The organism is Rhodococcus sp. 3258 (assembly GCF_031456475.1).
Classification (GTDB): Bacteria; Actinomycetota; Actinomycetes; order Mycobacteriales; family Mycobacteriaceae; genus Rhodococcoides; species Rhodococcoides fascians.
This window is the reverse complement of the sequence record NZ_JAVDUT010000005.1, coordinates 357,103-372,864: the sequence shown is the minus strand read 5'-3', so window position 1 is coordinate 372,864 and position 15,762 is coordinate 357,103. Positions and strand designations below refer to the sequence as shown.

The 15,762-nt window shown below is 65.7% G+C and carries 15 protein-coding genes; 6 read left to right on the top strand and 9 right to left on the bottom strand.

Annotated features, from left to right (window positions below):
* Position 1: 1 nt before the first annotated feature.
* The 3 genes from J2X62_RS17970 to J2X62_RS17960 form a co-directional block, all read right to left on the bottom strand.
* Positions 2-694 (bottom strand): hypothetical protein, encoded by a 693-nt coding sequence (locus J2X62_RS17970; RefSeq protein ID WP_201011318.1) that lies wholly within the window; start codon positions 692-694, stop codon positions 2-4.
* 106 nt (positions 695-800) lie between these two features.
* A complete protein-coding gene (locus tag J2X62_RS17965) occupies positions 801-1,082 on the bottom strand; it encodes a DUF2277 domain-containing protein (protein WP_032373673.1) in 282 nt (93 codons plus the stop codon).
* Between the two features lie 22 nt (positions 1,083-1,104).
* The gene (locus J2X62_RS17960) at positions 1,105-1,680 is read right to left on the bottom strand and encodes a TetR/AcrR family transcriptional regulator (RefSeq protein WP_032386090.1); all 576 of its coding nucleotides are present in this window, start codon (positions 1,678-1,680) and stop codon (positions 1,105-1,107) included.
* 95 nt (positions 1,681-1,775) lie between these two features.
* Between J2X62_RS17960 and J2X62_RS17955 the strand changes: the two genes are divergently transcribed.
* Positions 1,776-3,173 carry a cytochrome P450 gene (locus tag J2X62_RS17955; RefSeq protein ID WP_310182316.1) on the top strand — a complete coding sequence of 466 codons (1,398 nt, stop codon included), beginning with the start codon at positions 1,776-1,778 and terminating at the stop codon, positions 3,171-3,173.
* On the opposite strand, the gene dinB is transcribed toward J2X62_RS17955, so the two are convergent.
* Entirely contained in the window at positions 3,174-4,406 is a 1,233-nt protein-coding gene (gene dinB, locus J2X62_RS17950) for a DNA polymerase IV (RefSeq protein ID WP_290369194.1), read from the bottom strand.
* Positions 4,407-4,540: 134 nt separating this feature from the next.
* Between dinB and J2X62_RS17945 the strand changes: the two genes are divergently transcribed.
* The 3 genes from J2X62_RS17945 to J2X62_RS17935 are packed head-to-tail and all read left to right on the top strand — an operon-like array spanning position 4,541 to position 8,495.
* Positions 4,541-6,814, top strand: a complete 2,274-nt coding sequence (locus tag J2X62_RS17945; protein ID WP_230072966.1) for a bifunctional diguanylate cyclase/phosphodiesterase — start codon at positions 4,541-4,543, stop codon at positions 6,812-6,814.
* 11 nt (positions 6,815-6,825) lie between these two features.
* Positions 6,826-7,449 carry a 5,6-dimethylbenzimidazole synthase gene (bluB, locus tag J2X62_RS17940; RefSeq protein WP_179274518.1) on the top strand — a complete coding sequence of 208 codons (624 nt, stop codon included), beginning with the start codon at positions 6,826-6,828 and terminating at the stop codon, positions 7,447-7,449.
* Entirely contained in the window at positions 7,446-8,495 is a 1,050-nt protein-coding gene (locus J2X62_RS17935) for a hypothetical protein (protein WP_230072965.1), read from the top strand. Before bluB ends, J2X62_RS17935 begins: the two co-directional genes overlap by 4 nt.
* Positions 8,496-8,499: 4 nt before the next feature.
* Here the strand turns inward: J2X62_RS17935 and J2X62_RS17930 are convergent, their stop codons facing one another.
* The 4 genes from J2X62_RS17930 to J2X62_RS17915 all read right to left on the bottom strand — a co-directional run bounded on the left by J2X62_RS17930 (position 8,500) and on the right by J2X62_RS17915 (position 10,990).
* A complete protein-coding gene (locus tag J2X62_RS17930) occupies positions 8,500-9,012 on the bottom strand; it encodes a DUF427 domain-containing protein (protein ID WP_032364925.1) in 513 nt (170 codons plus the stop codon).
* 22 nt (positions 9,013-9,034) lie between these two features.
* Positions 9,035-9,829, bottom strand: a complete 795-nt coding sequence (locus tag J2X62_RS17925) for a DUF2637 domain-containing protein (RefSeq protein WP_032382196.1) — start codon at positions 9,827-9,829, stop codon at positions 9,035-9,037.
* A 38-nt stretch (positions 9,830-9,867) separates the two neighbouring features.
* A complete protein-coding gene (locus J2X62_RS17920) occupies positions 9,868-10,170 on the bottom strand; it encodes a WhiB family transcriptional regulator (protein ID WP_032364923.1) in 303 nt (100 codons plus the stop codon).
* 259 nt (positions 10,171-10,429) lie between these two features.
* Entirely contained in the window at positions 10,430-10,990 is a 561-nt protein-coding gene (locus J2X62_RS17915) for a gluconokinase (RefSeq protein WP_032364969.1), read from the bottom strand.
* An 80-nt stretch (positions 10,991-11,070) separates the two neighbouring features.
* Between J2X62_RS17915 and J2X62_RS17910 the strand changes: the two genes are divergently transcribed.
* Together J2X62_RS17910 and otsB are read left to right on the top strand one after the other, a co-directional pair.
* Positions 11,071-11,814, top strand: a complete 744-nt coding sequence (locus J2X62_RS17910; RefSeq protein WP_027494331.1) for a FadR/GntR family transcriptional regulator — start codon at positions 11,071-11,073, stop codon at positions 11,812-11,814.
* Positions 11,815-11,873: 59 nt separating this feature from the next.
* A complete protein-coding gene (otsB, locus tag J2X62_RS17905; protein ID WP_310182309.1) occupies positions 11,874-14,426 on the top strand; it encodes a trehalose-phosphatase in 2,553 nt (850 codons plus the stop codon).
* Between the two features lie 207 nt (positions 14,427-14,633).
* Here the strand turns inward: otsB and J2X62_RS17900 are convergent, their stop codons facing one another.
* Entirely contained in the window at positions 14,634-15,740 is a 1,107-nt protein-coding gene (locus J2X62_RS17900; protein ID WP_032364921.1) for a LacI family DNA-binding transcriptional regulator, read from the bottom strand.
* Positions 15,741-15,762: the final 22 nt, after the last annotated feature.

Here is a 15,762-nt window from a genome sequence, read left to right as displayed (position 1 = left end):
TTCAGCCGGGAATGATCTTTCGGCCGGAGATCGACCGCGGCGGGAGGTCCTCGACGATGCCTCCGACAACCAGCCGCGGTGTCCAGCTCTCGGTGACGAGCCTGCCGTCTCCGGTGATGATCGCCTCGGGATCGGGGTCGACGAGAATGGGGTATCCGGTGTCGGACGTAGCTCCGACATTCTGCACCAACAGGCCGTTCTCGATGGTGTAGTACACGTGCACCGGGTGCAGGTCGGAGTCGAAAGCCCAAGGGCGGCCGATGAATATCACTGCGTCGCCGGTGTCGTCGAGCACCGATACGGAACCGTCTCGCTCGAGCCGCAACTCCCAGCACGCAGGCATGGATGCGGTGAACTCGAATCGATGCGGAGCCTGGGCTTCGAGCAGGTGAATCATCAACAACGCACCCTCGCGTGGGTCTCGTTGCGGCACAACCACTTCGAACGATCCACATTCGTAGAATCTGGATCCGAACGGTCCCGGTACGCCTACCCCGAGCTCGTCGGCGATCGCCAATTCCAGGCGGATCGAGCCACATCCGTTCTCGGCCCGCAAGGTGATGCCCTCGGAAGGATGGGGCATCGGGGACTCGTCGCGGGGCGCGTAGGACAACACCGCTCGCAGCAGCGGCTCGGCGACCTCGGCGTCACCGTCTCGGGAATCGAACGTGCGTCGTCGTCGTCGATCGGTCATCGTCACCCCCTTCGCCTGACTCGACCAGTTTGCCACCCTCGACCCCGATCGCGCGTCCGATTCTGCGGAAAACCATCCATTCGATGCAGTGGTCTGCTAGCGCGCGTCAGGCCCCGGCAGCCGCCTTGGCGGCAATCCGCGCCTGCACTTCCGGACGCCTGAGCGGAGGCACCGTCGGAGGTGGCTGCCGCCGGTCCGGCAGGGCGTCGAGCAGCCGATGCGTCGTGGCCGTCACCTCGGCGACTGCCGTCTCGAACGCGTCACGGGTGGCGTCGGACGTCTTCTGCACTCCGCTGATCTTGCGGACGTACTGACGCGCCGCAGCCTCGATCTCGTCGTCGGTGGCGTGTGGTTCCAATCCCCGCAGGGTGGTGATGTTTCGGCACATTCCCCGACGATAGACCCGCAGGTCACACCTCGAGAAGACCTGCGATCGCCTTCAGACACAGCTCGCGAACCTGTTCCCTCTTCAGGGTCCTGCGCTCCACCCAGTCGTGACAGACCGCGCGGACGAATGCCACCCACCCGCGGAGCGCGGCCCGGATCATCTGGTCGTCGTGGAACTGGTCGGGCAGCGCGTCGAGAATGCGTTGCTGCTGGATGTCGAACTCGCGCGTGAGGATGTCGTTGATGCGGTCGTCTCCGAGCAGCGCGCCTCGATTGACCGCTCGGACGCCGTGCGCATGCTCGTCGGTGTAGGCGATGTAGGCGTCGAGTCCGGCGGCTATCTGCTCGAGGACCGGCAACGACGGGTCCGGGGCGGTGACGGCGAGGTTGCGCTCGGATTCGGTGCGCACGATCTCGACGAAGAACTCCCGCTTGGACGGGAAGTAGTGGTACATCAGACCCCGTGAGACCCCGGCCAGGTCTGCCACTTCCTCGATCCATACGTCCTCGTAGGGACGTTCGGCGAACAGGGTCGACCCGATCTCGATCAGCTGCGCACGCCGCTGCTCCGGTGTCATGCGTTTTCGAGGTGTGGTCATGGGGTTTCGAACCTTACTTGACACGAGTTCAACGATGAGTACGGTCACTATTTGACACCGGTTCAACGAGTCGGTTCGGGGACTGAGGAGCGGCCATGTCGACGGAATTCGCACTGCGAGACGGCGCACTACCGCATCCGCCGTATCGATTGCCGATACTGGGCGACGTCATCGGTGTCGACCCGCGCTCGCCGATCCAGGATTCGACCGCTCTGGCCGCACGGCTCGGACCGATGTTCGAGCGCCACATCCTCGGCAAGCGCTTCGTCTTCGCCTCGGGTGCCGACGTGGTCGGCGATCTCTGCGACGAACGCCGCTTCGAGAAGTTCCTGCCGCCGGGCGTCGAGCGCCTCCGCGACATCGGTGCCGACGGCCTGTTCACCGCCTACAACCACGAGCCCAATTGGCAACGGGCCCACGATCTGCTGCGGCCGGCGTTCACCGCCGGAGCCATGCGCGGCTACCACGACATCATGGTGAACGTCGCGGACGATCTGATCGAGCACTGGAGCGAGCGTTCGCGCGACGCGTCGACGACCGATGTGTCCTCGGACATGACGAAGCTGACGCTCGAGACCATCGGACGCACCGGATTCAGCTACAGCTTCGGCTCGTTCACCCGCGCCGAACCACACCCGTTCGTGTCCGCGATGGTCGGCGCACTGACGTACAACCAACGGCGGGCGTTGGTATCGATCCCGGCGTTCGCCGCGCCGCTGTTCGCCCGATCGGACCGCCGATACGAGCAGAACAAGAAGTACCTGGCCGAGGTACTCACCGACGTCGTACGTACTCGTCGACAGTCCGACGGGGACTTCACCGACCTACTGCAGATCATGATGGACGCGGCGCGCGAGGCCGACAACCCGAATGCCCTGAGCGAAGCCAACATCGGCCACCAGATTCTGACGTTCTTGATCGCCGGGCACGAGACCACCTCTGGTGCATTGTCTTTCGCACTGTACTTCCTGGCCACCCACCCCGAGGTCTTCGAACGTGCCAGGGCCGAGGTGGACGAGATCTGGGGGACGGACAAGCCCGAGTTCGGCCAGGTCCCCAAACTCCGGTACGTCCGCCGAGTCCTGGACGAATCACTGCGTCTGTGGCCGACGGTTCCCGCGTTCGGACGCGGCGCACGAGCCGACACCGTCATCGGCGACGGCTACCCCATGGCGGCAGGAGACTGGGCGATCGTGCTCGCGACGGCCCTGCACCGAGATCCGGTGTGGGGCGATCGGCCGGAGAAATTCGACCCCGACAACTTTCTGCCCGCCCGCATCAAAGCTCGGCCGGCGCACGTGTACAAGCCCTTCGGGACGGGCGAAAGAGCATGCATCGGAAGGCAATTCGCCATCCATGAGGCCGTACTGGTACTCGGAACCGTGCTGCAACGCTTCGATCTGCAGGCCGACCCGTCGTATCGACTGAAGGTCACGGAGCGGCTGACCATGATGCCCGAGGGCTTTCGGGTGCAGCCGACGGTGCGCACGTAGTCAGTCCGGCAGCAGCGGTACCGATACCCCCGGGTCTCGTCCGAGCAGTACCCCGCGCGTCAGCGACGTCGACCCGAACTTCTTGTGCACCCCGTCCAACGCACGGTCGAGTGCCGACGCCTCGGGTGGTCTACGTACCGAGGGGGGGTGGAACTGCAGTTCCAGTTGCTCGGCTCCGCCCCTGTCGATGCTCGAGACCGTCACCCCGACCAGAGTGATGCCCTTCTCCGCGATCAGCGGAGCCGCCTCGTGCAGCAGCTCGAGTGCGGCATCGAGGATGTCCCGGGTGTCGGCGGTGGCGCGATCGAGGGTGTGCGATCGGGTGGCCCGGGTGAAATCGGCAAACCGCAAGCGCAACATCACGGTTCGGCCGGTCCGCTGCGCGCCCCGCATTCGGTGCGTGACGCGATCGACGAGGCCGATCAACGACGCCTCCACCTCGGCCGCGTCGTGCCGCCCGCGGCCCAGGGCCCGCTGGGCACCGATGGAACTGCGCGACTTTCCGGGCTGCACGCGGCGCGGATCTCGTCCCATGGCCAGTGCGTACAGGTGCGCTCCTGCGCCCTTTCCCAACACCGAGGCCAGCGATCTCTCGCCGTAGGCCGCGATGTCTCCCACGGTTCTGATGTCGAGTACGTGCAGCTTCTCGGCGGTGACCTTGCCGACGCCCCACAGCCTTTCGATGTTCAGCGGGTGCAGGAACTCGAGTTCACCACCGGGTGGCACCAACAGCAGCCCGTCGGGTTTGGCGAACGCACTGGCCACCTTCGCCAGGAACTTGGTGGTGGCAATCCCGACGGTGATCGGGAGCCCGACCTGTTCGGCGACGTCGCGGCGCAGTTGCTGCCCGATGTCGAGTGCACTGCCCGCTATCTTGCGCAGGCCTCCGACGTCGAGAAAGGCCTCGTCGATGGAGATTCCCTCGACGAGCGGCGTCGTGTCGTGAAAGACGTCGAACACGTCCTTGCTCGCCTGGGAGTACGCATCCATACGCGGCGGCACGACGATCGCCTGCGGACAGACCGCCCGCGCCTGCCCACCGCTCATCGCGGTGCGTACCCCGAAGGCCTTGGCCTCGTAGCTGGCCGCGAGTACCACTCCCCCGCCGACGATCACCGGTTTTCCCCGCAGCCGCGGGTCGTCTCGCTGCTCCACCGAGGCATAGAAGGAGTCGAGATCGGCATGCATGATGCTCGCTTCCCCGCTCTTCGCCTTTTCGGCGCTCGACTCCACGTCTTCATGCTCCCACGAGGCACCGACATCCCCGTTACCTGCATCGAGCCCGAAAAACACCCCGAGAAAGTGACCCAGGTCACCTGATGTGCCATTGTTGAGTCGTCGGATCACGCGAACGGCTGGAGACAACTGTGACGGCCTGGTGGCGGTGGTACGGAGCACTCGGCGTACTCGGCTGCATCGCCTACTTCGCGGTGCCCGACTCCGTCTGGTCGCAATCGATCTTCGTCGTGGTCGGGGCGTCCGCCGTCGCCGCCACGATCGTGGGAACCAGGCTGAACCGTCCGCGCAACCGAACCGCCTGGTGGAGCATCGCCGCGGGCACCGCGGTGTGGGTGCTCGGCGACATCGTCTACGAGTGGCTTCACGCCGGCGGAGGCGTCGCGCCCTATCCGTCGCTCGCCGACGCGCTCTACCTCGTCGGCTACCCGATCTACGGTTTCGGACTGTTCCTGCTGGTCCGGCACAAGTGGCGGGCGAGCGAACGCGGCCACATCGCCAACAGCGCTATCGTGATGGTCGCATTCGCACTGCTCACCTGGGTTTTTGCGGTCCAACCGTCGCTGGACGGGGACGGCATTTCCGGCGTCGCCGGGCTGGTCGATGTCGCCTATCCCGCGATGGACATCTTTCTGCTCGGGTTGCTCGCCCACTTCGTCGGCTCTCGTCAGTGGCGGGCACTGTCCTACCGACTGCTCACCGCGGCGGTGGTCCTGCTCGTCGTCACCGACACCGTGAACAACTTCTCCATCGTGTCCGATTCCTCGGCCGACCGCTCGCTGCTCGACGCGGGGTGGACGTTGTCCTACGTCCTCATCGGCGTCGCCGCACTCCACCCGTCGATGCGGAGAATCACCGGCCCCACCATCGAATCCGACGCCCACCTGATGGCGTCGTTCACTACACCGTCCGTCGTCGTGCTGACCGCCGCCACGCTCACCGCCCCCGCCGTGATGGTCGTCGAAGTCGTGCGCGAGAAGCCGATCGCACAATGGGGATGGGCGGTCATGCTGTGCGCGGGCATTCTGGTGGTCCTGGTGATCTTGCGCATCACCGACCTGCTGCGGCTGCTGCACACCCAGACCGTTCAGCTCCGTGCCGTCGCCGACACCGACCACCTCACCGGGCTGGCCAATCTGCGCGCTCTCGAACACCGGATCTACGGCAACGCCGGTGAATCGACGTTGCTGACGGTCGACATCGACCGCTTCACCGAAATCAACGACACGTTCGGACGGGGCCTCGGAGATCAGGTGCTGGCCGCCGTCGCCACTCGACTGCGCACGGTAGGCGACGACGCGATCCTGTTGGCACGCTTGGCCGGTGACGAATTCGCGCTGTGCGGTGAGTCGGATTCGATGGATCCCGCAGCCCTCGCCCGCGACATACTGGAACAATTCTCGACGCCGTTCGAGGTGGGCAACATGTCGTTGCTCATCGAAGCATCCGTGGGGGTGGCGACGAACGCCCCGGCGGGCGTCGCCGAGGACGACGCCACACCCGACCGTCTGGTGCAGCGCGCCGACCTCGCCGTGCAGGCCGCGAAGACCGTGCAATCGCGCGTCGCGTACTACGACCGGTCCATGGACCGGGACAAGAGCGAGCAGTTGATAATGCTGGGCGAGCTCACCGCCGCCCTCGCGTCGGATCAACTGAGACTGCGCTATCAGCCCCAGGTCGACCTGGACTCCATGACCGTGGTGGGGGTCGAAGCCCTGCTGCGTTGGTACCACCCGAGCGGAGACATTCTCTCTCCCAGCGCATTTCTGCCCACGGCCGAGCACACCGGACTGATCCGCCCACTGACCCGCTACGTCCTCGAGCAAGCCCTGGCGGAACGACAGCGATGGGCAGCATCGGGCCTGAACCTGCGCATGGCCGTCAACATCTCCACCCGAAACCTGTTCGACGACAGTCTGATTTTCCACGTGTCCCGAGCCCTGTCCGAGTTCGATTGCCCTGCAGAGCAGTTGACCTTGGAGGTGACCGAGAGCTCCGCGATGACCGACCCCGCCGGTGCCACCGAGGTGCTGGCCGGTCTGCACGCCATGGGAGTGCAGGTCGCCATCGACGATTACGGCACGGGCTACAGTTCCCTGGCCTACATCGAGCGCCTCCCGGTCCAGGAACTCAAGATAGATCGAACGTTCGTCAGCGGAATGTCGCACAATGCCACTCACGCCGCCATCGTTCGCTCGACCATCGAACTGGCGCGCACACTGGGGCTGTCGGTGACCGCAGAGGGCGTGGAGGACGAAAGGACGGTATCGGTGTTGCGTGAGCTGCGATGCGGACGGGCGCAGGGCTTCCATCTGGGCCGCCCCACCCCCGGTGAGCACCTGCCCGCCCTCGTCGACGAACTGAACGAGAACCTGAAAACTGTTATCGGAGAACGGATATCATGACCGAAGCCACACTGTCGGTATACGCGGCCATTCGATCTCGCCGCGACGTGCGAGCCGAGTTCGACGGAACCGTCGTCGACGACGACACCTTGCGCCGCATCCTCGGCGCAGCGCATCAGGCACCGAGCGTCGGTAACACCCAGCCCTGGGATTTCGTGGTGGTCCGCAAACCCGACACGTTGAGCGCCTTCGCCGCACACGTCGCCGACTGCCGACAGGACTTCGCGGACAAGCTCGACTCCGAGCGCCGACAGACGTTCGATCCCATCCGTATCGAAGGGATCGAGACCAGCGGCACCGGAGTGGTGGTCACGTACGACCCGAACCGGGGAGGCCCGCACGTCCTCGGCCGCGACACCGTCGACGACACCGGATTGTTCTCGGCAGTACTGGCCATCGAAAACCTCTGGCTCGCAGCGATAGCCGAGAACGTCGGGGTCGGCTGGGTGTCGTTCTACGACGAGGCGTACCTCACCGAACTGCTCGACATCCCCGCCCCGGTGCGTCCGATCGCATGGTTGTGCGTGGGCCCGGTCGAGTCGTTCCAGGAGGTACCGGATCTCGAGCGATTCGGCTGGCGCACGGGGCGTCCACTGGACGATGCCCTGCACTTCGAGCAGTACCGCCGATCGTGAAAACCGCTCTCGCCGCGGCGACGGTCATGTGCCTCCTGCTCGTGGGGTGCTCGTCTACCCCTGACGAATCCCCCTCGCCGGCATCCACTCCGGCAACAACTCCGGCAGCCGAACCCGCCCAGGCGCCCGATTCTGCCGATCCCGTCGGAACTGTCGTTCCGCTCCCGGGGGCTCCCGAGGGCATCGTCGTGGGGACGTCGGGCATCGCCGCCGCCGGAGTACGCGAGCCCGACGGCGTGGTGCTGTTCGACGCGGCGACGGGTGCCGTCCGGCAGATGGTCCAGACGACGGGCGCACCCCGGCACCTGTCGCTGGCAGGTCCCGACGGCCCGGTCCTGGCCCCGCTCGAAGGCAGTGACGAACTACTCGAAGTGGCGCTGAACGACGGTGCGATCCTGTCCACGGCCACGGGTGTCGGACGGCAGCCGCACGACGCGGTGCTCACCTCCGGCGGCACGATCGTGGCCACCAACGAGATGGGCGGCGGGGTGATCTTCCTGCGCGAGGGATCGGTCTTGTCGGAGCTACCGCCGGGCCCGGTCCAGCCCGGTGGCGCTGCCGCTCTCGGTCCGTACGCCGCCGTCGCAGACGTGCAGGGCAACGGTGTGTGGGTCTACGACGGCGCGACCCAGCGGGAGGTGGCGCAGGCCCCGATCGGCGTCAAGCTGACCCACGCCGTGACGGTGAACGAGACAACGGCCGGGTTCGCCGATACCGACGGCGGGACCGTTCTTCTCGCTTCGGTCGACGCTGCGGGGAGTATCCGCCAGACCGCGTCGATCGAGGCCCCGGGTAATCCGTACGGACTTGCCGTCGACCGCGACCGGGCACTGCTGTTCGTGACGCTGACCGCGTCGAATCTGTTGCGCGTGGTCGATGTTTCGGACGTCTCCGCACCGCGAATCCTGGGCGACGTCCCGACCGTGACACAGGCCAACTCCGTTGCCGTGGACCCGCGCACCGGGGACGTTCTGGTGACCGGCAGCGACCCCGGCGCAACGAGTTCGATTCAGATCATCCCGCGCGCCGAGCTACCCGCGGGGTGAGTGATCACCAGCCGTAGGAGCCTGGGATGCCCTTGAACGGGCCGACCACGTCGTCGGTGATCCAGCCCTCGTAGAAACCGCCTTCTTGCGGCCGGACCGCCTCGCCGTCGATTTCGCAGTCGAGTCGGCTGGGTGAGAACGCGAGGTAGCCGGCGATCTCGGCGAACCGCGGTGTCGGGTTCTCGTAGCTCCACCCCGCGGCCGGTGCCACGGCGTCGCCGCCGTGCACGTCCCAGTACGTCGCCGCGCCCTTCCATTCGCAGTGCGTCGACCGGGCCTCGGACGGCGTCAACGCACCCGGAACCACGTCTGCGGGAGAGATGTACCAGGTGGGCGGATGGCTGGTTTCGAGCACTCGGTACGCAGCGGTGGTGCGCGCGACCACCTCGCCACCGAGCCGGACGACCAGCGAACGGTTGGAGGACTCGAGCTTCGGTGGACGGGGGTAATCCCACACCGACTCCTGACCCGGCTTCGGCTTCTCGGGAACTACGGATCTCGGCAGATTCTGGCTCATCACTCGATGGTGCCACCGGATGTCACGGAGCGTCGACGGGATAGAGATCGTCCACCCGTTCTTCGTCGAGAATCCAGCGATCGACGTCGTCCAATGGTTCGACCGTGCGCACGGATGTGACCGGAATATCGCTCGCCGGCGCATCGACCCGAACGTGCTCGATCAGCGTCTCCTGGGTTCGCGCGCCCGCGGTGTCGCCGTCATGGTCGTCGATGCTCGCGGCGACGGGGACCGTCAGCCTTCGGGCATCGACCGGAACGTCTGCGATGCTCGACTCGACGTCATCGGGTTGCTCGGTTGTGTGGTGCTGTTGCGCCTCGGCCTTGCCTGCCTGTTCGACCGCATGGACCTGTGCGATTTCATGGGTCTGTTCGGGTTCGGGTAGTTCGACGTCGCGCGGCAGTTCGGCCGGCACTCGGACGAGGATGCCGAGTCCGTGGGTCGCGGCCAACAGACTGACCGGGGCGACCGTCGCGATGGCCGCCGACAGCGCCGGATGCAGTGTTCCGGCGTCGGAAATGAAGGCGTGCATAGCATTTGCGCCGATACTGACCAGAGCTGCCGTGATCAACACGCCCCAGAAGAAGCGTCGACCACTGCGTTGTTCCTCGAATTGGGCGAGTGCGATGACGGAGATCGTGGCCTGCAAGATGGTGCCGTCGACGATCACCGGCCACAGCCACGACAGCGATCGCGGGACGCCCGCCATCGTGGCGAGATCCCACAGTGCGGCGAAACTCAGCACGAACGACGCGATTCCGATGACGGTGGTGATGACGACCGCACTGACGAGCGTCGCACGCAGGACCTTGTTCATGGGTCGTCATGAAACACGAGCCCACCGACAGGTTCCGATCAAGCGGTACGAACGGCTCCGCGGTAGAAGTCTGCGCGATCGTGTGCAGACATTCCGCCCCACACGCCGTACGGCTCGTTCGCTTCGAGTGCGTGCTGACGGCATTGCTCGAGCACCGGGCATCGGCCGCAGACCTGCTTGGCGGTCTTTTCCCGAGTGGCGCGGGCACGGCCTCGCTCCCCCTCGGGATGGAAGAACACGGACGAGTCGAGACCACGACACAGACCGTCGAGTTGCCAGTCCCAGACATCTGCGTTGGGAACGGGAAGTTGGACCGGCCTGGCGGGTGCGCCTCGCACCATGAGCTGTCTCCTCACTGAAAAGTGAACAAGCTCACCTTCTCGCATTCGTCGTACTTTTACAAGTCCTTTCGGTCATTCGTAGTACTTAAAATCAAGCGCGCTTGCTTGGAATATGCACTTACCGGACACTCCGCCCCGGACCTCTGCCCTGTTTCGGCCCCCGGGTGTGGATCAATGTCCCATTGCCGCACTCTGACCGACTGAATCCCGCATTGATCCGAACCCGGGTGGGGAGCGAGAGGGCAGAGGCAGGCAGCACTCAGTGGCTTTCGGACATTCCTGCGCGTTTTTCCAGTTCGACGAGGACGTGTTCGGCGATTTTGGTGGGCGGCGGGCCGATGTCGACGACGATGGCGTTCTCGTCGTCGCCGAGGGGTTCCAGTGTCGAGATCTGGGTGTCCAGCAGCGAGGACGGCATGAAGTGGTCCATCCGTGCATTCAGACGCCCGCTGATTCGGTCCTTGGTTCCGGCCAGGTGCACGAAGATCACCGGCGCCCCGTCCCTGGCTCCTGCGCTGAGTACGTCCCGATACGACCGTTTGAGTGCCGAGCACGTCACGATTCCCGATCGTCCCGTGCTGGTGTGGTCGGTGATCCACTCGGCGATGATGTCGAGCCACGGCCATCGGTCCTCGTCGGTCAGGGGCTGACCCGACGCCATCTTCGCGACGTTGGCGTCCGGGTGCAGGTCGTCGCCCTCTTGGAGGTCCCATTTCAAGGCTCCGGCGAGGATGCCTGCCACGGTTGATTTGCCCGATCCGGATACCCCCATCACCACGAGAACCGGATGGTGCGCTCTGCCTGTCTTCTCTGCTGCCATGCCTCGATACTGCTCCATCCGGTGCATCGGGATCGGACAGACGCGAGAAACCGGGCAACCCGTGGGACGATCGATCGGACATGACCGAGACCAATGATTTTCGCCAACTCCACGATTCGGTGCTCGACGAGCTCGGGCGCGACATCGTGAGTGGCGCGATCCCGAGTGGCACCCGAATCTCGGCCGACGACGTCGCCGTGCGGTTCGCCGTATCGCGAACCGTGGTGCGAGAAGTCGTTCGTGTTCTCGAGTCACTGGGCCTGCTCACCGTTCGGCGACGCGTCGGCATCACGGTGCTGGGTTCGCAGAACTGGAACTCCCTCGACCCGGTGGTCATCCGCTGGCAACTGGCCGGGCCTGCCCGCGCCGAGCAGCTGCTGCTGCTCAGCGAACTGCGGTCCGGTATCGAACCTTTGGCAGCCAAACTCGCTGCCCACCGAGCCACCCCCGAGCACTGCGGGGCGCTCACCGCTGCCGTCATCGGAATGTCGTCGACGTCGCGTTCCGCGGACTCGGAGGCCTACCTCGAACACGACTGCAACTTTCACCGCACGCTGTTGGAGGCGTCGGGCAATCCCATGTTGCGGTCGATGTCGGACATCGTCGTCGAGGTACTCGCCGGACGCACCCGCCATGCCTTGATGTCGCGGCAAGCAGACCCCGAGGCCATCCGGTTGCACGGAGTGGTCGCGTCCTCCATCCAGTCCGGTGACGCCGACGCCGCCCAACGAGCGATGTTGGCCATCGTCACCAAGTCCGCGAGGTCGATGTCGGCTGCTTCCGGTGTGACGCCATCGCCCGGTCTGGTTCCCGACCAGCAGTGATACACCGGGCGCACGAAGCCAGGTACGCCGAGACGAGGTTCATCGCCTAGATTCGACGCGTGACTGCTCTCGAATTGCCGCTCGAACTTCGCCGCGCACTCGTCGGAGTCGCTCGGACTCCGCGTTTGCTCGTCGCGTCCGATTACGACGGAACCATGGCTCCGATCGTCTCCGACCCACAGAAGGCCTTCCCGCACCCCGAGTCCGTCAGTGCCATGCGCGGGCTCGCCTCCCTCGCCGGCACCAACGCTGCGGTCATCTCCGGCCGCGCCCTCCGCGATCTCGCGATCCTCTCGCGATTGCCGTCCGAGGTGCAGCTCGTGGGCAGCCACGGCAGCGAGTTCGACGCCGGGTTCGTCAACGCCATCGACGACGACGCCAAGAAGCTCCTCACCGTCATCACCGGCGAGCTCCAAGCCATCGCCGACGCCCATCCGGGCGTGAGTATCGAAACCAAGCCGGCCAGCGTCGCACTGCACGTGCGCAACGCCGAGCCCGCCGCGGGCGAGGAAGCCCTGGCCGCCGTGCGTTCCGGTGCTGCCGCACGCGACGGCGTCCAGGTGACCGAAGGCAAGTCCGTCATCGAGCTGGCCGTCATCATCACCGACAAGGGCGTCGCCCTCGATATCCTCAGACATCAGGAAGCCTCCACTGCCGCAGTCTTTTTCGGCGACGACGTCACCGACGAGAAGGCATTCGGCCACCTGCACGGACCCGACATCGGGGTCAAGATCGGACCGGGCGATACTCTCGCCGAATTCCGTATCGACAGCACCGAGCACGTGGCACTGGCACTGGCGTTCCTGCTCGAGGAGCGTCGGCAGTGGCTCTCCGGAGCCGACGCTCCGCGCATCGAACGACTGACGATGTTGGCCAGCCCCAACGCCGTCGCGCTGCTCACTCCCGATGCCGACGTCACCTGGCTCTGTCACCCCGAGCCCGATTCGGCAGCGGTGTTCGCACACCTGCTCGGCGGCGATCAGGCCGGACACTTCAGCATCGGACCCGTCCGCGCATCGCTTCCGTTGAGCCAGCAGTACGTGGACGGCACGATGACCGTGCAGACCAAGTGGGCCAGCCTGCAGGTCACCGACTACCTGCCGCACGACATCGGCCAGGGCCAGACCGCGCTGACCCGCGTCATCACCGGCAAGGCACCGGCCATCGTCACGTTCGCGCCGCGTCCGGAGTTCGGAAAGGCGTGGGCGTCACTGGAACCCGACGTCGACGGACTGCGCATCCTAGGCACCGCGGACCCGATGGTCCTGCGCAGCCCCGGTGTCACATGGAACATCGTCTCCGACGGATCCCAGCAGTCCGCCCACGCCGAGGTCGACCCGTCGAACGGGCCGATCGTTCTCGAATTGCGGCTCGGCACAGACGATCTGAGCGAGCACCCGTGGCCCGAGGTCGAACGGCGTCGAGCATCGGAGTCGTACTGGAAGGACTGGGCCGACGGCCTGAATCTGCCGCCGCTCAAGCGCGATCTGATGAAGCGATCGGCCCTGACCTTGCGTGGCCTCGTGCACTCCGAGTCCGGCTCGATCATGGCTGCCGCCACCACCTCGCTGCCCGAAGACATCGGAGGAGTGCGCAACTGGGACTACCGATACTGCTGGCTGCGCGACGCTGCACTGACCGCGACCGCACTGGTCGACGTCGGATCGACAGCCGAGGCCGAGAACTACCTCTCGTGGATTCACGGGGTACTCGAATCGGTGTCGGGACCCGAACGCCTGCACCCGCTCTACACCATCTGGGGCCTGGGCCTGCCGCCCGAGGCCGTCATCGACGAGCTGCCCGGCTACGCCGGATCGCGTCCGGTCCGCGTGGGAAACGCTGCCAACCAACAGGTTCAGCTCGACGTCTTCGGCCCCATCGTCGAATTGGTGTCCGCCCTCGCACACGCCCGCAAAGCCGCGGGGTCGGAGAACGGTCTGTCCGACGACGACTGGGACCTCGTCCGCGCGATGGTCGAAGCCGTCGAACGACGCTGGTTCGAACCCGATCACGGCATCTGGGAAATCCGAGACAATCCCCGCCACCACGTCTACTCGAAGGTGATGGGCTGGACGACGGTGGACCGCGCCATCGGTCTGGCCGAAACCTTCGGTCGCACAGCAGAATCGAGCTGGACCGAGCTTCGTGACACCATCCGAGAAGAAGTGCTCGCCAACGGCTGGAACGACGAAGTGCAGTCCTTCACCGCCGCATACGACGGCACCGACCTCGACGCCGCGACGCTGTACATCGGCCTGTCCGGACTGATCGAGCCGTCGGACCCGCGTTTCGCAGCCACCGTCACTGCAACCGAAGCCGAACTGCGCAGCGGATCGACGGTCTACCGCTACCGCCACGACGACGGTCTGCCCGGCGGCGAAGGCGGATTCCACCTGTGCGCAGCGTGGCTCGTCGAGGCATACCTGCTGGTGGGCCAACGCGCCGAGGCCGAGGCTCTGTTCGCTCAACTCGTCAGCGCCGCCGGACCGACCGGACTGCTCAGTGAGGAATACGACCCGATTGCCGAACGCTCTCTCGGCAACCACCCCCAGGCCTACAGTCACCTGGGTCTGCTGCGTTGCGCGAGATTGCTCAGCGGTCAGCCCGTCTGACCCCCACCCCCGGTTCACTCCTCACCAGTTGGGATCAATGCGCCTTTGTTGCAGTCAGACTGACTGAAACCCACATTCATCCCGAACGGGGTTCCAGCCGACACTGAATGAATGTGGCTTTGTTGCACTCTGAGTGACTGAAACCCACATTGATCCCAAATGGGGCGCAAATCTGGGGTGAGCGGGCAAACGGGCGAGGGCAGCTGGTCAGGCAATTGCGGGCGGTTGAGCCGGCGGCGGTGCTGCGGTGCGGCCGCGGAAGAGTTCGGTCGGGAGAGTTTCGGCGGCAACGATGCCCGAGTGTGAGGACGAGAGCACCAGTTTGCCTGCGCGGCGGCCTTTTTCCTCGGCGTCCTGGCGCACGGTGGTCAGGTTCTCGCGAATGGCGTCGGAGATGCCGTCGAATCCGGTGACCGAGAGTTGGCTCGGCACATCGATTCCCGAGACTCTGGCGAAGTTGAGTGCACCGAGGGCGATGACGTCGGTGGTGCACAGCAGTGCGGTGGTCTCGCGGTTGGCCTGTAGTGCCTGGGCTGCGGCGGAGTGGCCGGAGCGCACGGTGTGGTCGAATCGCTCGACGACGGTGAGGGTGTCGGGGTCGAGTCCGGCGTCGATCATCGCGGCCTGGACGCCGGCGATGCGTTCACGTTGGACGTGGAAGTGACTGTCGGCCAGCCGCCCCGGGGGTACGACGCCATCGCGGCGGTCGCGTCCGAGCCGCATGCACAGCACTGCAAGATGTTCGTGTCCCAGCGAGATCAGATGTGCGGCGAGCATTTTCATGGCGACGCGGTCGTCGATTGCGACGAGGGCGGCCTCGGGAATGTTGCGGGGTTGGTCGCACACGACGATCGGTAGGTGTCGTTCGCGCACTGCGGCCAGGTAGGGGTCGTCGTCGGCGACGGAGTAGACGACGAACCCGTCGACCCCTGCTTGTTGGACGACGGCTGCGGCTTGGACGTCGTCGCGTTCGGCTCCGGCGGGGATGAGCAGCAGTCCTTGTCCTGCGGCCTCGCAGGATTCGGCGAGACCGGCGAGGAAGCTCATGGCGGCGGGGTCGCGGAAGGAGTAGCTGAGGGCTTCGGTGAGCAGTAGTCCGATGGCTCCGGCTTTGCGGGTGCGCAGCGATCGCGCGACCGGGTCCGGGCCTGCGTAACCGCGTCGTTTGGCTGCCTGGAGAACGCGTTCGCGCAGTTCGGGCGAGAGTTGATCGGGTCGGTTGTAGGCGTTCGAGACGGTGGTTCGCGATACCTTCAGCTCGGCTGCGATCGACGCCAACGTCGCTTGACGTCGGGGCTCGCTTGACCTGGCCATAACCGGGACGTTAGTCCCACAC